This window comes from Arthrobacter sp. N1 (assembly GCF_048288285.1).
Taxonomy (GTDB): domain Bacteria; phylum Actinomycetota; class Actinomycetes; order Actinomycetales; family Micrococcaceae; genus Arthrobacter_D.
Genome location: NZ_CP102608.1, coordinates 2819366 through 2837731 on the forward strand (window position 1 = coordinate 2819366; position 18366 = coordinate 2837731).

Annotated in this window: 15 protein-coding genes, 1 tRNA gene and 1 pseudogene; 3 read left to right on the plus strand and 14 right to left on the minus strand. The window is 68.4% G+C overall.

All coding sequences use genetic code 11. The features are described 5' to 3' along the window. Positions 1-93: 93 nt before the first annotated feature. The 4 genes from rpoB to NVV32_RS13085 all read right to left on the minus strand — a co-directional run bounded on the left by rpoB (position 94) and on the right by NVV32_RS13085 (position 7479). Entirely contained in the window at positions 94-3603 is a 3510-nt protein-coding gene (gene rpoB, locus NVV32_RS13070; protein WP_055768045.1) for a DNA-directed RNA polymerase subunit beta, read from the minus strand. A 292-nt stretch (positions 3604-3895) separates the two neighbouring features. Continuing rightward, positions 3896-5515: a phytoene desaturase family protein gene (crtI, locus tag NVV32_RS13075; protein WP_422390437.1), complete on the minus strand. Its 1620-nt coding sequence runs from the start codon at positions 5513-5515 to the stop codon at positions 3896-3898. Continuing rightward, positions 5512-6411 (minus strand): phytoene/squalene synthase family protein, encoded by a 900-nt coding sequence (locus NVV32_RS13080; protein ID WP_422390438.1) that lies wholly within the window; start codon positions 6409-6411, stop codon positions 5512-5514. The genes crtI and NVV32_RS13080 overlap by 4 nt, the downstream gene beginning before the upstream one ends. Then, entirely contained in the window at positions 6412-7479 is a 1068-nt protein-coding gene (locus NVV32_RS13085; RefSeq protein ID WP_055768038.1) for a polyprenyl synthetase family protein, read from the minus strand. It lies immediately after the preceding gene. A 148-nt stretch (positions 7480-7627) separates the two neighbouring features. Here NVV32_RS13085 and idi point away from each other — a divergent pair, with 148 nt between their 5' ends. Both idi and NVV32_RS13095 read left to right on the plus strand, forming a co-directional pair. Then, positions 7628-8245 (plus strand): isopentenyl-diphosphate Delta-isomerase, encoded by a 618-nt coding sequence (gene idi / locus NVV32_RS13090; RefSeq protein ID WP_422390439.1) that lies wholly within the window; start codon positions 7628-7630, stop codon positions 8243-8245. 62 nt (positions 8246-8307) lie between these two features. Next, complete coding sequence (locus NVV32_RS13095) at positions 8308-9507, plus strand: acetyl-CoA C-acetyltransferase (protein ID WP_422390440.1); 1200 nt, start codon at positions 8308-8310, stop codon at positions 9505-9507. A gap of 127 nt (positions 9508-9634) precedes the next feature. On the opposite strand, the gene rplL is transcribed toward NVV32_RS13095, so the two are convergent. The 8 genes and pseudogenes from rplL to NVV32_RS13135 all read right to left on the minus strand — a co-directional run bounded on the left by rplL (position 9635) and on the right by NVV32_RS13135 (position 14494). Beyond that, on the minus strand, positions 9635-10012 hold the full coding sequence (gene rplL, locus NVV32_RS13100) for a 50S ribosomal protein L7/L12 (protein ID WP_055768032.1): 378 nt from the start codon (positions 10010-10012) through the stop codon (positions 9635-9637). 57 nt (positions 10013-10069) lie between these two features. Next, the gene (rplJ, locus tag NVV32_RS13105) at positions 10070-10669 is read right to left on the minus strand and encodes a 50S ribosomal protein L10 (protein ID WP_422390441.1); all 600 of its coding nucleotides are present in this window, start codon (positions 10667-10669) and stop codon (positions 10070-10072) included. A 264-nt stretch (positions 10670-10933) separates the two neighbouring features. Beyond that, positions 10934-11593, minus strand: a pseudogene (locus NVV32_RS13110) (GNAT family N-acetyltransferase); the annotation flags it as partial. Next, positions 11593-12297, minus strand: a complete 705-nt coding sequence (gene rplA, locus NVV32_RS13115) for a 50S ribosomal protein L1 (protein WP_055768025.1) — start codon at positions 12295-12297, stop codon at positions 11593-11595. The gene rplA and the pseudogene NVV32_RS13110, both read right to left, overlap by 1 nt. 147 nt (positions 12298-12444) lie before the next feature. Beyond that, positions 12445-12876 carry a 50S ribosomal protein L11 gene (gene rplK / locus NVV32_RS13120; protein WP_043440576.1) on the minus strand — a complete coding sequence of 144 codons (432 nt, stop codon included), beginning with the start codon at positions 12874-12876 and terminating at the stop codon, positions 12445-12447. Between the two features lie 122 nt (positions 12877-12998). Next, positions 12999-13907, minus strand: a complete 909-nt coding sequence (nusG, locus tag NVV32_RS13125) for a transcription termination/antitermination protein NusG (protein WP_422390442.1) — start codon at positions 13905-13907, stop codon at positions 12999-13001. Positions 13908-14010: 103 nt separating this feature from the next. After that, on the minus strand, positions 14011-14268 hold the full coding sequence (gene secE / locus NVV32_RS13130; protein ID WP_235498664.1) for a preprotein translocase subunit SecE: 258 nt from the start codon (positions 14266-14268) through the stop codon (positions 14011-14013). Positions 14269-14421: 153 nt separating this feature from the next. Continuing rightward, positions 14422-14494 (minus strand) — tRNA-Trp (locus NVV32_RS13135). Between the two features lie 301 nt (positions 14495-14795). Between NVV32_RS13135 and NVV32_RS13140 the strand changes: the two genes are divergently transcribed. Then, positions 14796-16031 carry a pyridoxal phosphate-dependent aminotransferase gene (locus tag NVV32_RS13140; protein WP_422390443.1) on the plus strand — a complete coding sequence of 412 codons (1236 nt, stop codon included), beginning with the start codon at positions 14796-14798 and terminating at the stop codon, positions 16029-16031. Between the two features lie 130 nt (positions 16032-16161). On the opposite strand, the gene NVV32_RS13145 is transcribed toward NVV32_RS13140, so the two are convergent. After that, entirely contained in the window at positions 16162-16842 is a 681-nt protein-coding gene (locus tag NVV32_RS13145; protein WP_321166882.1) for a response regulator transcription factor, read from the minus strand. A gap of 84 nt (positions 16843-16926) precedes the next feature. Further along, positions 16927-18297: a PspC domain-containing protein gene (locus tag NVV32_RS13150; protein WP_422390444.1), complete on the minus strand. Its 1371-nt coding sequence runs from the start codon at positions 18295-18297 to the stop codon at positions 16927-16929. Positions 18298-18366 lie beyond the last annotated feature (69 nt).

The following is an 18366-nucleotide window of genomic DNA, read 5'->3' on the forward strand; positions in this document are numbered from 1 at the left end:
TGTTCGAGGAAGGGGCCTTCAATATTTCAAGGCCGCTCGCGGCCGCGGAAATTTCGTTGGCCCCGTTCGAACGCCGGTACGGCGTCCTGAAACCTAGACTTCCTCGACAGAGCTCGGCTCGGCCCGTGAGAGGTCGATGCCCAGTTCCTCCGCGGCCCGGAAGACTTCTTCATCCGAGTCACGCATCTCGATCGTCGTACCGTCGGTGGAAAGGACTTCCACGTTCAGGCAGAGCGACTGCATTTCCTTGATCAGCACCTTGAAGGACTCGGGGACACCCGGCTCGGGGATGTTCTCGCCCTTGACGATGGCCTCGTACACCTTGACGCGTCCGTGGATGTCGTCCGACTTGATGGTCAGGAGTTCCTGCAGCGTGTAGGCCGCGCCGTAGGCCTCGAGGGCCCAGACTTCCATCTCACCGAAGCGCTGGCCACCGAACTGCGCCTTACCACCCAGCGGCTGCTGCGTGATCATCGAGTACGGTCCCGTCGAGCGGGCGTGGATCTTGTCGTCCACCAGGTGGTGGAGCTTCAGGATGTACATGTAGCCGACGGAGATCGGGTCCGGGAACGGCTCGCCGGAGCGGCCGTCGAACAGGCGCGCCTTGCCGGACTCGCCGATGAGGCGCTGTCCGTCACGCGTGACGTTCGTGGAGCCCAGCAGGCCGACGATCTCGTCCTCGGTGGCGCCGTCGAACACGGGGGTCGCGACGGTGGTCGAGGAGATCTCCCGGGGAAGGTTCGGGAGATTCTTCATCCACTCGGGGTCACCCTCGATCTTCCAGCCCTGCTTGGCTGCCCAGCCGAGGTGGATCTCGAGGACCTGGCCGACGTTCATGCGGCCCGGGACACCCAGCGGGTTCAGGACGATGTCGACGGGCGTGCCGTCCTCCATGAACGGCATGTCCTCGATCGGGAGGATCTTGGAGATGACGCCCTTGTTGCCGTGGCGGCCGGCGAGCTTGTCGCCGTCCGTGATCTTGCGCTTCTGTGCCACGTAGACGCGGACCAGCTGGTTGACGCCCGGGGGCAGCTCGTCGTCGTTGTCGCGGTCGAAGATGCGCACACCGATGACCGTGCCCGACTCGCCGTGGGGCACCTTCAGGGAGGTGTCGCGGACCTCACGGCTCTTCTCGCCGAAGATGGCGCGCAGCAGGCGCTCCTCCGGGGTCAGTTCCGTCTCGCCCTTGGGTGTGACGCGGCCGACGAGGATGTCCCCGGCTTCGACCTCGGCACCGATGTGGATGATGCCGCGCTCGTCGAGCGCTCCGAGGACTTCCTCGGACACGTTCGGGATGTCACGCGTGATCTCCTCGGCACCGAGCTTGGTGTCGCGGGCATCGACTTCGTGCTCCTCGATGTGGATCGACGTCAAGACATCGTCGGAGACGATGCGCTGCGACAGGATGATCGCGTCCTCGAAGTTGTGACCCTCCCAGGACATGAATGCCACGAGCATGTTCTTGCCCAGCGCGAGCTCACCCTGGTCGGTCGACGGACCGTCCGCGATGATCGTGTTGAACTCGACGCGGTCGCCCTCGGCGACCAGGACACGCTGGTTGTACGCGTTGCCCTGGTTGGAGCGGGCGAACTTCATGATCGGGTAGTTCGTCTCGGTGCCGTCGTCGTTGAGGATGCTGACCAGGTCGGCCGACACCTCCTTGACGACGCCGGCCTTCGTCGCGGTGACGGCGTCACCGGCGTCGACGGCTGCGTTCTTCTCCATGCCGGTGCCCACGAGGGGACGCTCGGAGCGGAGCAGGGGCACGGCCTGGCGCTGCATGTTCGCGCCCATGAGGGCGCGGTTGGCGTCGTCGTGCTCCAGGAACGGGATCATCGCGGTTGCGACGGACACCATCTGGCGCGGGGAGACGTCCATGTACTCGACCTCGTCGGGCGTGACGAGCACGGGCTCGCCCGAACCACCACGGGTCCGCACCAGGACCATGTCCTCGGTGAAGGTGCTGTTCGCATCGAGGGGCGCGTTCGCCTGGGCGATGAGGCGCTCCACCTCGTCGTCCGCGGTCAGGTAGTCGATCTGGTCGGTGACGATGCCGTCGACGACCTTGCGGTACGGGGTCTCGATGAAGCCGAACGCGTTGATGCGGCCGTACGAGGCGAGCGAACCGATGAGGCCGATGTTCGGGCCTTCAGGGGTCTCGATGGGGCACATGCGTCCGTAGTGCGAGGGGTGGACGTCACGGACCTCCATGCCTGCGCGGTCACGGGACAGACCACCAGGGCCCAGCGCGGACAGGCGACGCTTGTGCGTCAGGCCGGCGAGCGGGTTGTTCTGGTCCATGAACTGCGACAGCTGGGAGGTTCCGAAGAACTCCTTGATCGCGGCCACGACGGGACGGATGTTGATCAGGGTCTGCGGCGTGATGGCCTCGACGTCCTGGGTCGTCATGCGCTCTCGGACGACGCGCTCCATGCGGGACAGGCCGGTGCGGACCTGGTTCTCGATGAGCTCGCCCACGGCGCGGATCCGGCGGTTGCCGAAGTGGTCGATGTCGTCGACCTCGACGCGGAGCTCCACGTCGCCGCCGTCGCGCTTGCCGCCGAGGGTCTTGTCCCCGGCGTGCAGGGCCACCAGGAACTTGATCATCGCGACGATGTCGTCGATGTTCAGCACCGAGGCGTCGGAGTCCGTGAGGTCCTTGTCGATCCCGAGCTTGCGGTTGATCTTGTACCGGCCGACCTTCGCGAGGTCGTAGCGCTTCGGGTTGAAGTACAGGTTGTCCAGGAGGGTCTGGGCAGCCTCGACCGTGGGGGGCTCGCCCGGTCGCAGCTTGCGGTAGATGTCGAGGAGGGCGTCCTCGCGGGTCTCCGTCGCGTCCTTCTCCATGGTGGCCCGGATGGAGTCGTACTGGCCGAACTCCTCCAGGATCTGGCCCTCGGTCCAGCCGAGCGCCTTGAGCAGGACGGTGACGGACTGCTTGCGCTTGCGGTCGAGGCGGACGCCGACCTGGTCGCGCTTGTCGATCTCGAGCTCGAACCAGGCACCGCGCGACGGGATGATCTTCGCGCTGAAGATGTCCTTGTCACTGGTCTTGTCGGCGGTGCGCTCGAAGTAGGCGCCCGGCGAACGGACGAGCTGCGACACGACGACGCGCTCCGTGCCGTTGATGACGAAGGTGCCCTTGTCTGTCATGAGGGGGAAGTCACCCATGAACACGGTCTGCTGCTTGATCTCACCCGTGTTGTTGTTCATGAACTCGGCCTTGACGTACAGCGGGGCGGAGTAGGTCGCGTCGCGATCCTTGCACTCGGCCATCGTGTACTTGGGGTCGGCGAACTCCGGCTCGGAGAAGCTCAGGGACATGGTGCCCTGGAAGTCCTCGATCGGGGAGATCTCTTCGAAGATGTCGGCCAGACCGGAGGTCGTGGCCACACCCTGCAGGCCCTTCTCCAGTGCTTCCTCGACGCGCGCCTTCCAGCGCTCGTTGCCGATCAGCCAGTCGAAACTGTCCGTCTGCAGGGCAAGGAGATTGGGAACGTCCAGCGGTTCGTGAATCTTTGCGAATGAGAGCCGGGGTGCGGCGCCGTCGGCGTCGACCTGGCTGGTAGCGGTTGCATTATTAGAGGTGCTCGGGGCGACCAAGAGGGATCCTTCCACAGACCGTCAGGCTTGTCAGCGCCCTCGCCTCGGCACCGCCACCGCAGGATGCTGCGGGGATCTCAGTGCTCACCGGAGTCTGCTCGCGCGATTCCCAACCAGGTGGCCAGGTAGAACGACGAGAGCAGAGCAAAGCCCACCGCTATATGAAGGCTGAGGTTCAGAGGGAAGACGCAAAGCACTACACTACGGCACGCGCAGCGTTAAGTCTAATAGCGCTTCTCCCCCATCACCGTCAAGCCCGCCGCGCCCGGGAGGAGCGAGATCGGCGCGCAGCCTAGCCGAGCGCCGGCTCCGGCAGGGGTCCCGTACTCGTGTCCCCGCGCAGCCGCTTCACGATCAGCTCGGCACTGATCAGGCACATCGGGATCCCGATGCCCGGCACCGTGGAACTGCCCGCGTAGAAGAGGTTGGCGACCTTCCCGCTCCGGTTCGAACCGCGGAAGAAGGCACTCTGCTTCAGGATGTGCGCCGGCCCGAGGCTCGTCCCGCGCCAGGCGTTCAGGTCGGTGGCGAAGTCCTGGGGACCGTAGCTGCGCCGGACCACGATCCGCTCCGCCAGGTCGGGGATCCCCGCCCACCCGGAGATCTGCGCGATGACTTCGTCGGCGATCTCCTCGACCCGGGCGTCTCCCCCGCGATCCAGCCCGCCCTTGCCGATGGTCACGTCAGCGGGGATCGGCACCAGGACGAAGACGTTCTCGTGCCCCTCCGGCGCCACGGAGCCGTCGGTCGCGCTCGGGCGGCAGACGTAGAGCGACGCCGGTGACGGCACCGAGGTCTCCTTGCCGAAGATCCGGCCGAAATTGTCGCGCCAGTCCGTGGTGAACAGCAGTGTGTGGTGCTCGAGCTGCGGCAGGCTCCCCCGGACGCCGAGGTAGAGCAGCAGGGCGCTCGGACCGGGGACGCGCTTCTCCCAGTACTTCTCGGGATAGGTCTGCAGGGGCGTGGGCAGCAGCGTGGTCTCGGTGTGGTGGAGGTCCGCGGCGGAGACGACGATGTCGGCGTCGAGCGTCGTGGCCGCTCCCGCGGACCGGTACGTCACCGACCGCACCGATGCCGCCCTGCGGTCCAGCGGCGACCGGCCCGGTGTCCGGGGATGGGTGTCGATCGAGACGACGTCGGCGCCCGTGCGGATCGTCACGCCGGCCGCCACCGCCACGCGCTGCATCGCCTCGACCAGCGTGGTGAAGCCGCCCATCGGATAGAGGACGCCGTCGTCGAGGTCGAGATGGCTCATGAGGTGGTACATGCTCGGCGCGTCGAACGGCGAACTGCCGAGGAACACGGCCGGGTAGCCGAGGATCTGCTGGATCCTCAGATCCTTGAAGCGCTTCTCGACGAAGGACTGCAGCGGCTGCAGCAGGAGCGAGCCGATGCGCGGGAGCCGCCTGAGGACGTCCGGCCGGACGAACGGCAGGAAGGACTGGAAGGTCGAGTAGAGGAAGCGCTTCTTCGCGATCTCGTAGGCGTCCTCGGCGGAGTCGAGGTACTTCGACAGCTGCTCCCCCGCGCCCTCCTCCATCGACTCGAAGAGCTTGGTCACCGCCTCGCGTTCGGCGGGCACGTCGACGGAGCCGCCCTGCTCGAACATCACGCGGTAGCCGGGGTCGAGCAGCCGGAGGTCCAGTTCCTTCGCGGCGCTCGTACCCATCATCCTGAAGAAGTGGTCGATCACCTCGGGCATCAGGTACCAGGACGGCCCGGTGTCGAAGCGGAAGCCGTCGTGTTCCCACGATCCCGCGCGTCCGCCGACCTGGTCGCGCTTCTCGAGCAGCGTCACGTCGTGGCCCTCACGCGCGAGGAGCGCCGCCGTCGCCAGTCCGCCGATCCCGCCGCCGATCACGACGACGTCCTGTCCGCCCACGCGCGCACGTCCGTTCTGCTCGGTTGTCATGCCGTCCTCTCCTGCGCGGCGAGTTCCGGTACCGCGCGACCGGTGAAGGCTTTCGCCATGATGCGGAACTTCACCGGATTGGGAACCCGGATCCGTGCCCTGAGCAGGTCGTCGGCCGGAGTCCGCCTCAGCCGCAGGGCGAGTTCGGTGAACAGGCCCTGGGCGAGGGCGACGGCGCGGCGGGGGGTGGCAGGCAGGCCCGGGAGGGCCGCGGCGGAGATGCGGAGATCCTCGTCGATGTCCGCGAGGAGTCGGAGCTTGTCCGCCTCGGTGAAGTTCCCCGGACGGACGCCCGGGAAATAGCTGCGGCCGAGGGTGGAGAAGTCCTCCGCGAGGTCGCGCAGGAAGTTGATCTTCTGGAACGCGGCCCCGAGGTGGCGCGCGCCGTCCACGAGCACGGCGTCCTCCTCCGCGGTCACGCGCCGTCCGACGAGGAACGCCCGCAGGCACATCAGGCCGACGACCTCCGCCGATCCGTAGACGTACCGGTCGAAGGACTCCTGGTCGTGCTCGCTCTGCGTGATGTCTGCGCGCATGGAGGCGAAGAACGGACGGGTGAGCTCCGTGCCGATGCCGGTGGTCCGGGCCGTGACCGCGAAGGCGTGCACCACGAGGTTGGCGCTGTATCCCGTGGCCATGGCCGTCTCGGTGTCACGCTCGAGGCCGTCGAGCAACTGCTCCACGACGTCCGCGGAGAGGCCCGCCCCGGCCGCGGCGCCGTCCACGATCTCGTCCGCCACGCGCACCAGCGCATAGACGGCCTCGATGTGGCTCCGCGTGGTGCGGTCGAGGATGCGGGACGCCATGCCGAACGACGTCGAGTAGCAGCGGATGACCTCGGCGGAGGTCTTCAGTGCAGCCGCGTTGTAGCGGGCGAGCGAGTCCTCGACGCCCACCTAGTGGACCCGGTCCACGACGGCGGACACGACCGGCTCGAGGGCGGACCGCAGGGCGGACGGCACGACGTCGGACTCGAGGTGGGTCCGGGCCCGCGACGCGTAGTCCGCCGCGAGGTCCGCCGAGTAGTCCTTCGCTCCGCTCTCGACGAGGACACGCCTCACGTAGTCGGCCTCGGCGGCGGACATGCCCGGCGTGCCGATGAGCGCGGAGATGCTCTCCCACTCGGGGCGGGAGGAGACGTAGGAGAGCAGGGCCGTGCGCTTGCCCTCGCGCAGGTCGCCCCAGTTGGTCTTGCCCGTGCGGGTCTCGTTGCCGAACACCCCGAGGAGGTCGTCCGCGATCTGGTAGGCGATCCCCGCGTCGCGCCCGAAGTCGCCCAGCCGGTCGACCACTTCCTCCTCGGCACCGGCCAGGACGGCACCGGCCTGCAGGGGGCCCTCGAAGGAGTACACGGAGGTCTTCAGCCGGGCCATCTGGACGATGTCCTCGAGCGGGGGCATGGAGCGGTCGAGCGACGTCTCGATGTCGAGGAACTCGCCCGCCGCCGAGGCGAAGACCGCTTCGTCGAGGATCTCGCCGAGCCTGCGCCGGACGGCCGGCGGCGCCTCGACGCGCTCCAGCAGGCGGTAGGCGTTGGACAGGGCCAGGTCCCCGGCGATGACACCGGCGGAGAAGCCGACGTGGCGGGCCGCCTCGGGCGACATGCCGGCCGACTCGGCGATGCTGCGATAGCGACCGGAGACGTTCGGGATCCCCCTGCGGACGAAGTCGCGGTCGATGACGTCGTCGTGCACGATCAGTGCGGTGTGCAGCAATTCGAAGGCCGCGCCCACCCCGGCTGCATTGTCGAGGTCGCGGCCACCGAGCATCTGGTAGGCGGACATGACGAGCCGGGGCCGGAATCGCTTGCCCCCGGCGGTGCAGCGTTCGAGGGTCTCCCACAGGCCGTGGTAGCCGGGGCCCACCTTCGCCGCCCGGACCTTCGATTCATCGAAGAGCCGGTCGAGCGCACCCTCGACCTGCTCGAGCCCGACGGGCTCGACCAGCAGAGTGTCCATGTCCATAGGTAAAGTAAACAACGAGAAGGGCGCCCCTGACGAAACGCGGGGCGAATGCAGCCGGACCGATCACCGCCACGCAGCGGACAGCGTGCGTGCGCACGACGCGGGCGATCACCGGGCAACCGACGACCAGCGGAAATGAGTGCCGATCATGGCGAGCGAAGCAGGAACCATCGGGCAGGGCTCCGCCCGCGACGGCCAGGACAGCGGCCGGACGTCCGCCACCGAGGTCGTGGTGCTGCTCGCCGAGGACGGCTCCGCCATCGGGACGCACGAGAAGGCCACCGTCCACACCCTGGACACCCCGCTCCACCTCGCCTTCTCCACGCATGTCTTCGACGACGCCGGCCGCATCCTCGTGACCCGCCGCGCTCTCAGCAAGAAGGCGTGGCCGGGAGTGTGGACGAATTCCTTCTGCGGGCACCCGGCACCGGGTGAGGCCTTCGAGGACGCCGTCACGCGACGCGCGGCCCAGGAGCTCGGCTTCACGGTCCGGGACATCCGCCCGGCACTCCCCGACTTCCGGTACCGTGCGGTGGACGCCTCCGGGATCGTCGAGAACGAGATCTGTCCCGTGTACACCGCCGTCGCCGACAGTGCGCCGGCTCCCCTGCCGGACGAGGTGATGGACGTGCAGTGGGTGGACGCCGCCGACTTGGTGCGGGCCGTCACCGCGACGCCCTGGGCGTTCTCGCCGTGGCTCACGCTGCAGTTGCCCCTGCTCTACCCCGAGGGCGCCGACGGGCCCGGTCCGCGCGACACCGTCTGATCGTGGCCCCCACCGCCTAAGGTTGGAGCGGCACCATTTCAACGACGAAAGAGAGTCTCGCCATGGCGACACCCACGCCGGCCCCCCACGACGTCGTCATCGTCGGCGGCGCACGGACACCCCTCGGACGCCTCAACGGCCAGCTCGCCTCCTTCACCGCCGTCGACCTCGGAGCCCTCGCCATCGCCGCCGCGATGGAGCGCTCGGGCGTCGACCCCGGGAGCGTGGACGCGGTCATCATGGGTCACGTGGTCCAGGCGGGCTGCGGCCAGAACCCCGCCCGCCAGTCCGCCGTCCGCGCGGGCATCCCGTGGAACGTCCCTGCCGTGACCCTCAACAAGGTGTGCCTCTCCGGCCTGACTGCGGTCATCGACGCGGCCCGGCTCATCCGCAGCGGCGAAGCGCGCGTCGTCGTCGCCGGCGGCCAGGAGTCCATGACACGGGGCCCGCACCTCCTGCCCGGCTCACGGCAGGGCTGGAACTACGGCTCCGTCCAGGCGCTCGATTCCGTGGCACACGACGGCCTGACCGACGCCTTCGACAACGACTCGATGGGCGCCTCGACGGAGCGGGGCAACGTGCGCCTCGAGATCGACCGGGCGGCGCAGGATGCCGTCGCCGCCGCGTCGCACCAGCGGGCTGCTGCTGCGACCGGGAGTGGGATCCTCGCGGAGGAGATCGTGCCCGTCACCGTCGTCCGGCGGAAGGGCGACGACATCGTCCTGACCACTGACGAGGGGATCCGGCCCTCCACCACCGTCGAGTCCCTGGCGACGCTGCGGCCGGCCTTCAATGCCGACGGCGCCATCACGGCCGGGAACTCGTCCCCGCTGTCCGACGGCGCTGCGGCCCTCGTCCTCACGACCAGGGCGCAGGCGGACGAGGCCGGCCTGGTGGTACTCGCCGTCGTCGGCTCGCCCGGCCAGGTGGCCGGGCCCGACAACACGCTCCACTCGCAGCCGTCGGCGGCCATCCTGCAGGCGCTCGGCCGCGCCGGCTGGAGCACCGCCGACCTCGACTTCATCGAGATCAACGAGGCCTTCGGATCCGTCGCGGTGCAGTCCCTCAAGGATCTGGACTACCCCCACGAGCAGTGCAACATCCATGGCGGGGCGATAGCCCTGGGGCACCCCATTGGCGCCTCGGGTACACGCCTGGCCCTGCACGCGGCGATGGAGCTGGCGCGCCGGGGTTCCGGCCGTTCGGCCGTCAGCCTCTGCGGCGGCGGCGGTCAGGGCGAGGCCGTCCTGCTGTGGCGCTAGGCCGCTGACGCGGCCGGACGCCGCCTGTACCGGTGACAACGAGAAGAGCCCCGCTTCGTGAGAAACGGGGCTCTTCTGCCGTCCTGAAGCGAAACCGGCGACGGGGCCGGTCCGCGGAGCAGGGGTACTACTTGAGGGTGACGGTGGCGCCGGCAGCCTCGAGGGACTCCTTGGCCTTCTCTGCAGCTTCCTTGGTGGCGCCTTCGAGGACGGCCTTGGGAGCGCTGTCGACAACGTCCTTGGCTTCCTTGAGGCCCAGCGAGGTGAGCGCGCGGACTTCCTTGATCACTGCGATCTTCTTGTCGCCGGCAGCTTCGAGGATGACGTCGAAAGCGGTCTGCTCCTCGGCCTCGGCCTCGGCTCCGCCACCGGCGGGGCCTGCAACTGCAACTGCAGCGGCGGTGACATCGAAGGTCTCCTCGAACAGCTTCACGAAGTCCGAGAGTTCAATGATGGACAGTTCCTTGAAAGCTTCAATGAGCTCTTCGTTGGTGAGCTTCGCCATGGGAGGCGTCCTTCCTTTAGTGGTGCACGGCACCTTCAGTGTGTGGACGAAGGGAAACTAGTTCGCTTCGGTTGCTGCGGCTTCCTCGGCGGGAGCCTCCGGGGCAGCTTCTGCGGGTGCAGCAGCTTCCTCGGCAGCAGAAGGATCGGCGTCCGCTGCGGGTGCAGCACCAGTTCCCTCTTCGAGCTTGATGCGCAGTGCATCGACGGTGCGGGCCAGAGCGGACATCGGTGCCTTGAGGACACCAGCCACCCGGGCGAGCTGGAGTTCACGCGATTCGAGGGCCGCCAGGGCGATGACCTCGGATGCGTCGAGGGCCTTGCCCTCGAAGATTCCAGTCTTGATGACGAGCTTCGGGTTGGCTTTCGCGAAATCCGTGAGGCTCTTGGCTGCAGCGACGGCGTCACCCTTGATGAAGGCGATCGCGGTGGGTCCGGACAGCTGGCCGTCGAACGCGTCGATGCCTGCTTCCTTCGCCGCGATGCCCGTCAGGGTGTTCTTGACGACCGAGAACTTCGTGTCCGCACCCAGGGCGCGACGCAGTTCCTTGAGCTGAGCAACGGTGAGCCCGCGGTATTCGGTCAGGACAGCCGCGGTGGAGTCCTTGAAATCGGTGGTGATCTCATCCACTGCAGAAACCTTTGTTGGCGTTGCCATAACCCTCCTTCCGGGGAATATGCGCCGGTTTTCCTGCTCCCATAAAAAACGCCCCGCGCAGATGCACGGGGCTTGGCTCGACGCGGAGGTGATCCGCGGAGAGGAGCTTCGTTCACCTGCGTAGGCCGTCCCTGACGGGAACTTTCGGATCCTTCTCCTTCTTCACCGACCCGTACCTAAACAGGAGAGGGAAGCGGAGGGGGATCGACCGACGGTCTTTGGTCTCTCGAGCATACGGGACTGCACCGCCGCCACCAAATCGACTCAGGACCGGGCAACTGTCACCCCGCGGTGCGGCCTGACGGCCTGAAGCCGAGGCCCACGTTCACCTCCACCATGAAGCTGTTCTCCTCGGCGTTCCAGGTGTAGATGCGCTCGGCATCGGCCCAGCTGTCCGCTGCACGCCGCAGATTGATCGCCTTCAGCCACTGCCGAGGCGGTGCCCGCGGTGCTCGTCGAGGACCAGAGTGTCCTCCTGGTGGACGACGGCGGGCCTCGATCCGACCGGACGTCCGCCAAGTGCAGGACGCTCTGACGATCGACCTGCACGAGGTCGGACCCCCTGCCGGCCGCCGGACGGGCGGCGGGCTCGGCGGCGGGGTACCATCCCGCGCCGGTGGGTGGAACGAGCCGCTCGACCGCGGCCACGCGCCCTTCCGCACCTGCATCCCCGTCGACGTCCATCCGCGCCTCGCACCAGGACATGATGGTGGTCCGCCCCCGCAGCCTGAGCTGCTGCTCGGCGAAGGCCAGGAGCGCCGAGGCGATGCCCTGCCGGCTCATCCCGGGCAGGACCTCGAGCTGGACGTGCGCTGCCTGCAGGTCGTCGCGCAGGGGATCGCTGGTGCGGGCATCGCCGACGATCCCGCCCTCCACGAAGAAAGCCCCGCAGCATGAGCTGCGGGGCTTCTCGGAGGGTTCACCTAGACGGCGAAGACCTTGGTGACGCTCGGGTCGACGGAGATACCGGGTCCGAAGGTCGTCGAGACGGTGGCCTTCTGGATGTAGCGGCCCTTCGACGCGGACGGCTTCAGGCGCAGGATCTCCTCGAGGGCAGCGGCGTAGTTCTCGCCCAGCTTCTGCTCGTCGAAGGACACCTTGCCGATGATGAAGTGGAGGTTGGAGTGCTTGTCGACGCGGAAGTCGATCTTTCCACCCTTGATGTCCGTGACAGCCTTGGCGACATCCGCCGTGACCGTTCCGGTCTTCGGGTTGGGCATCAGGTTACGGGGGCCGAGGATCTTACCCAGGCGGCCCACCTTGCCCATGAGGTCCGGGGTGGCGACCGCGGCGTCGAAGTCGGTCCAGCCGCCCGACACCTTCTCGATCATGTCGTCCGATCCGACGAAGTCGGCCCCGGCGGCGATGGCCGCCTCGGCCTTCTCACCGGTCGCGAACACGAGCACGCGGGCGGTCTTGCCCGTGCCGTGGGGGAGGTTGACGGTGCCGCGAACCATCTGGTCCGCCTTGCGGGGGTCCACTCCGAGACGGAAGGACACCTCGACCGTGGCATCGAACGTCGAGGGGTTCGTCGCCTTGGCGAGGACGACCGCGTCGAGGGGGGCGTACTGCTTGTCCGCCTCGATCTTCGCGGCAGCTCCCTTGTATGCTTTGCTGCGCTGTGCCATCTGCTTGTTCTCCTTATGCAGTCGTGGTCGTCGGACCGCGCTGGGCCCTGCCACTCACGACGGTCTCCGCAGGGCGGCGGCGTCGTGCTGTGAAATTGGTGGTGTGCCCGCTCCGGCGGGGCCGGGTCGGGCGGTGGTGCGAGGTGTTCAGCCCTCGACCGTGATGCCCATCGAACGGGCGGTCCCGGCGATGATCTTCGCAGCGGCCTGGACGTCGTTGGCGTTGAGGTCCTCCATCTTCATGGTGGCGATCTCTTCGACCTGGGCGTTCGTCAGCTTCGCGACCTTGACGGTGTGGGGAGTACCCGAACCCTTGGCGACGCCGGCAGCCTTCTTGATGAGCTCGGCGGCCGGAGGGGTCTTGGTGACGAAGGTGAACGAGCGGTCCTCGTACACCGTGATCTCCACGGGGATGACGTTTCCGCGCTGGGACTCCGTGGCGGCGTTGTACGCCTTGCAGAATTCCATGATGTTGACACCGTGCTGGCCAAGCGCGGGACCGATGGGAGGAGCCGGGTTGGCGGCGCCTGCATTGATCTGCAGCTTGATGAGGCCGGTGACCTTTTTCTTGGGGGCCATGAAAGGGTCCTTCTCTTGCATTGCGTTCCCGCGGGACAGGAGCGTCCTGCGGGGTGGTGGCCATCATGGCGTGATGGCCTGACGACGCTCCCCGGCCAAGCACGCCGGGTGGCGTCGAAGCTTTACTGGATCTTGGTGACCTGGCTGTAGGAGAGCGTCACCGGGGTCTCGCGCTCGAAGATCGACACGAGCACCACCAGCTGCTGCGACTCGTGCTTGATCTCGGAGATCGACGCCGGGAGGGTCTCGAACGGACCCTCGTTGACCGTGACGGACTCGCCGATCTCGAAGTTGACCGTCGCCGGGGTGAACTGCGGCTGGACGGGCTTGCCCGACTCGGCATCGGTGTGGACGATCGTGTGCTCGAGCATCGAGAAGACCTCGGACAGGCTCAGCGGCACCGGGTTGTGGGCGTTGCCCACGAAGCCGGTGACACCGGGCGTGTGCCGTACGGTTCCCCACGACTCGTCGGTGAGGTCCATGCGCACCAGGACGTAGCCCGGGATACGGACCCGGTTGACGATCTTCCGCGTCGTGTTCTTGATCTCGACGACCTCCTCCATCGGCACCTGGATCTCGAAGATGTAATCTTCCATGTCCAGCGTCTGGATGCGGGTCTCGAGGTTGGCCTTCACGCGGTTCTCGTACCCGGCATAGGAGTGGATGACGTACCAGTCACCCTCCTGGCGGCGGAGCTTGGCCTTGAAGGTCTCGACCGGATCCTCGGCGGGGGCCTCGTCCGACCCGTCGGCGTCCGCGGCCTCGTCGGTCTCCGACGAAGCAGCCTCGTCGACGGCGTCCGTCGCGGTCGCCTCGATCTCGTCCGCGGCGTCCGCCTCCGTGGGATCCGCCTCGGCGTCGTCAGCAAGGAGTCCGTCCTCGGCCGCGACATCCGTGTCGGCGGGGTACGTCTCGGAGCCGTCAGCAGGCACGTCGAGGTCGGAGGCTTCCACGCCCGCCTCCGTCCCGTACTCCTCGTTCTCCAGACCATCTTCGGGAGTGATCTGCCGTTCGAGTTCTTGCTCGGACACCTAGCCGCCTGCTTTCTGACATTCTTCGGGAGTTGTTCTGCTTGCGTGTACTGCAGCCGTCACGGAACTGCCGCTCCGGGTTGCGCCGTCGTGCGGGGCGGCGTCAGTTGCCGCCGAAGACCCACACCGCGCCGGCCCCGAACAGGAGGTCCAGGGCTGTCACGAGGAGCATCATGATGACCACGAAGACGAGGACGGTGATGGTGAACCGGACCAGTTCCCGGCGGGTGGGCGTGACCACCTTCCCGAGCTCCGCGAGGACCTGGCGGATGAACAGCATGATGCGTCCGAAGAACCCGCGACGGGGAGCCTTCTTCTCGGAGGGGCTTCCCTTGGAGCTGCTCGCAGCCGTATCGGTCACCGTCAACCTCATCAATCTCTGTGGTGTCCCAGCCGGACCACCAGTGGCGCACCCAGCTGATCATGTGTACCGCCGCGCGGGGCCTGTGCCTGCGCCGGGGCTTCGTGATCTGTTTCTGCCGTACCTTCGCGGATTATCCGCGAAGGCCACGCGCAGGGCAGACAGGACTCGAACCTGCAACCTGCGGTTTTGGAGACCGCTGCGCTACCAATTGCGCCACTACCCTTCGGTTTTGAACCGCTGTCGCGTCCACTCCGGCCGCCCCGGTCAGGGCACGAACCATCATGGTGTTTCAACACCGAGGATCAAGTCTACGCATTGACCGCCGGAACGTCGAACCGGTGCCCGTCCGGGCCTGGTCGGGGCCCGCGCGGAGAGCAGCCGGCACCCGACGGTGCATGCTCCCTGGCGGACCGTGGACCGGTGGTCGACGGTCCGTGACGCCGTCGTGAACCGGCGATGCGGGGCAGCCAGGGGGCCACCGCCTAAGCTGGGACCTGCCACAGACCCTCACGGAACGGGACCCGATGAACGCCACGACCGATGACTCCATCCGCGCAGCACTTCCCCGGATCTCCCGGCGGATCGACTCGATCGCGGAGTCGGCGACACTGGCCGTGGATGCCAAGGCCAAGGCTTTGAAGGCGGCCGGCCGGCCGGTCATCGGCTTCGGGGCGGGCGAACCCGATTTCCCGACGCCGGACTACATCGTCGAGGCGGCGATCGACGCCGCGCGCCAGCCGCGGTTCCACCGCTACTCCCCCGCGGGCGGGCTTCCCGACCTCAAGCAGGCCATCGCCGACAAGACGCTGCGCGATTCGGGCTACGAGGTGGACCCGGCGCAGGTACTCGTGACGAACGGTGGGAAGCAGGCCGTGTACGAGTCCTTCGCCGCACTCCTCGATCCCGGGGACGAGGTTCTCGTGCCCACACCCTTCTGGACCACCTACCCCGAGGCGATCCGCCTGGCGGGCGGTGTTCCCGTCGAGGTCTTCGCCGGACCCGAGCAGGGCTACCTGGTGACCGTCGAGCAGCTCGAGGCGGCGCTGACGCCGAGGACCAAGGTGCTGCTGTTCGTCTCGCCGTCCAACCCCACCGGCGCGGTCTTCGGCGCCGACGCGGTCCGCGAGATCGGCGAGTGGGCCGCCGGACGGGGACTGTGGGTGGTGACGGACGAGATCTACGAGCACCTGACCTACGACGGCGTCCCCTTCACCTCGATCGCCACCGCCGCACCGTCGCTCGGGGACAAGGTGGTCATCCTCAACGGGGTCGCCAAGACCTACGCGATGACCGGCTGGCGGGTCGGCTGGATGATCGGCCCCAGGGACCTCGTCAAGGCCGCGACCAACCTGCAGTCGCACGCGACCTCCAACGTGTCCAACGTCCCGCAGATGGCCGCCCTCGCTGCCGTGTCCGGGCCGCTGACGGCCGTGGACGAGATGAAGGTGGCGTTCGACCGGCGCCGTCGCGCCATGGTGTCCGCACTCAACTCCATCGACGGGGTGGAGTGCCCGACGCCGCACGGGGCCTTCTACGCCTACGCGGACGTCCGCTCCCTGCTCGGCAGGAGCATCGGCGGGGCGACGCCTGCCACGTCCGCCGAGCTTGCCGCGCTGATCCTCGAGAAGGTCGAGGTCGCCGTCGTCCCCGGCGAGGCGTTCGGCCCCAGCGGTTACCTGCGGCTCTCCTACGCGCTCGGGGACGAGGACCTGGCGGTCGGCGTCGAGCGTCTGCAGGACTTCCTCGGCTCGGCCGGCTGACGGGAGACAGTCGGCGGGCTGCCGGCCGTGCACGTCCGCCGCGGCCGGCTGACCGGAGACAGTCGGCAGGCCCGGCCGGCTGCCCGGTGCGCCCGTCCGCCGCGGCCGGCGGGCCGGACCGTGGGCAGCCTCAGAGGAGCCGCCGCTCCGTGGCCCAGCGTGTGAGTTCGTGCCGCGAAGAGAGCTGCAGCTTCCGGAGGACGGCCGAGACGTGGGTCTCGATGGTCTTCACCGAGATGAAGAGCTCCTTCGCCGTCTCCTTGTAGCTGTAGCCGCGGGCGATCAGGCGCATGACCTCGAGCTCACGGGCCGAGAGCCGGTCGAGCTCGTCGTCCACCGCAACGGACGCCGTACCGAACGCGTCCAGCACGAACCCTGCGAGCCGCGGGGAGAACACGGCGTCACCCGACGCGATGCGCTGCACGGCGTCGGTGATTTCGGGTCCCGAGATGGTCTTGGTCACGTAACCCCGCGCTCCTGCCCGGATGACGGCGACGACGTCCTCCGCCGAATCGGAGACGCTCAGGGCGAGGAACCGGGCGGTGGTCCCCTGCCGCGTGCAGCGGTGGATGACCTCCGCTCCCCCGCCGCCGAGTCCGCCCGGCAGGTGTACGTCGAGGAGGACGACGTCGGGGGCGGTGGCCCCGATCACGGCCTCGGCCTCCTCGACCGTCGCGGCCTCGCCGAGGACGCTGATCACCGGACCCAGTGCGGCCCGCAGGCCCGAGCGGAAGATGCCGTGATCGTCCACGATCACCACCGAGACCGTCCCGGCCACCGGCCCGTCAGCTGCCAACGTCTCTTGCTCCACGTCCGTCCCTCCTCCGACCGTCCGGCCGTCGATCGCTGTCGTACCGATTGTCCTGCGCCGAATACCCGGGTGCGGCGCGGCCGCTCACCGCTGTCGCTCACCCTCGGTCGGCACGGCATTCGCTTCCGTCCTCGGCAGCCGCAGGCGGACCTCCGTGCCGTCCCTGTCGCTCCTGATCTCCGACGAGCCGCCGTGGCGCAGCATCCGGCTGTGAATCGACTCCCGGATCCCGGCCCGGTCCGCCGGGACCGCTGACTGGTCGAACCCTTCGCCGCGGTCCCGCACGAACACCTCGACGGTGTCCGGGCCGGCCTCGAGGTATACCGAGACAGCGACGCCGGCGTGCCGGGCGGCGTTCAGCATGGCTTCACGCGCCGCCTGAGCGAGGGCGTCCTCCGCCGACCCGAGATGGGCGTCGCCGACGGCGACGACGGACACGGGATGACCGTACAGGTCCTCGACCTCGCCCGCCGCGACCTTGAGCCGCTCCGCCAGGCTACCGGGGTCCCGGGTGGGGTCCGCGAAGAGCCACTGACGCAACTCGCGCTCCTGCGCGCGAGCCAGACGCAGGACGTCCGTCTCGGAGTCGGCCCTGTTCTGGATCAGGGCGAGCGTCTGCAGGACGGAGTCGTGGAGGTGTGCGGCGATCTCCGCCCGCTCCGTCTCCCGGACGCGGGCTGCGCGTTCGGCCTCGAGGTCGCGCCAGAACTTCAGCCCCCACGGAGCGAGCACCAGGCCGACTCCTGCCAGGACCGCGAGCACGGCGACGAGCGTCGCCATCGTCAGGGTCCATGAACCGCTGCTGGACAGGGCCACCAGCACGCCCGTCACGACGAGCACGATCCCGGCGAGCAGGCGCAGGGTCCCCCCGGCGCGCTCGGCCCCCGCCCGGTTCATGACGCGTGCGCGGCGCACCTCGTCCAGTTGGGACCAGGCGAGCGCGGCCCCTGTCGCGACCACGGCGATCGGCACGAAGAACCCCCAGTCGACCTGCACGCCGAGCAGCTGCAGGACGAGGACGGCCGCTGCGAGGAGGAGCGCCGTACCGAACAGGACCTCCCGCCGCCCCGCGCGGAGGGTCCGTTCACGCCAGGCCTCGGCGTCGAACGCACCCGCTGCCGGTGCGGGTGACGGATCGCCGAGGACCCGGGCGGTCTGGCCCGTAGCCCTGCTGCCCGCTCCCGCCGGCACGGCACCAGCAACTCCGGCCCCGGCGCCGACGCCGTGCATGAAGGCCGCAGGGCCGGTCTGCCGTCCGGACTCTGCCGCGCGGTCCGCCGCGGTGGGAACGAAGATCCACAGCCAGGCATAGAGCAGGACACCCGCGCCGGAGGCGAGGGTCAGGACCCCCATGCCGATCCGGGCCCACGAGCGCTTGACGCCCAGGTGAGCGGCCAGCCCGGCGCAAACGCCGGCGATGACGCCGTCGGGGCTGCGCAGCAGGGGTGGTCTCATGCCCTCATCAAAACACGTCAGGGGATCCCAGGGGGCGCTCCCGGACCGGAATCAGGGCGGACTCAGGGT

Bases quoted from the DNA above. Each gene is read 5' to 3' on its own strand.
- crtI (WP_422390437.1), bottom strand. From the start codon at position 5,515: ATGACAACCGAGCAGAACGGACGTGCGCGCGTGGGCGGACAGGACGTC.
- NVV32_RS13085 (WP_055768038.1), bottom strand. From the start codon at position 7,479: ATGGACATGGACACTCTGCTGGTCGAGCCCGTCGGGCTCGAGCAGGTC.
- idi (WP_422390439.1), top strand. From the start codon at position 7,628: ATGGCGAGCGAAGCAGGAACCATCGGGCAGGGCTCCGCCCGCGACGGC.
- NVV32_RS13095 (WP_422390440.1), top strand. From the start codon at position 8,308: ATGGCGACACCCACGCCGGCCCCCCACGACGTCGTCATCGTCGGCGGC.
- rplL (WP_055768032.1), bottom strand. From the start codon at position 10,012: ATGGCGAAGCTCACCAACGAAGAGCTCATTGAAGCTTTCAAGGAACTG.
- rplJ (WP_422390441.1), bottom strand. From the start codon at position 10,669: ATGGCAACGCCAACAAAGGTTTCTGCAGTGGATGAGATCACCACCGAT.
- rplA (WP_055768025.1), bottom strand. From the start codon at position 12,297: ATGGCACAGCGCAGCAAAGCATACAAGGGAGCTGCCGCGAAGATCGAG.
- rplK (WP_043440576.1), bottom strand. From the start codon at position 12,876: ATGGCCCCCAAGAAAAAGGTCACCGGCCTCATCAAGCTGCAGATCAAT.
- NVV32_RS13140 (WP_422390443.1), top strand. From the start codon at position 14,796: ATGAACGCCACGACCGATGACTCCATCCGCGCAGCACTTCCCCGGATC.
- NVV32_RS13150 (WP_422390444.1), bottom strand. From the start codon at position 18,297: ATGAGACCACCCCTGCTGCGCAGCCCCGACGGCGTCATCGCCGGCGTT.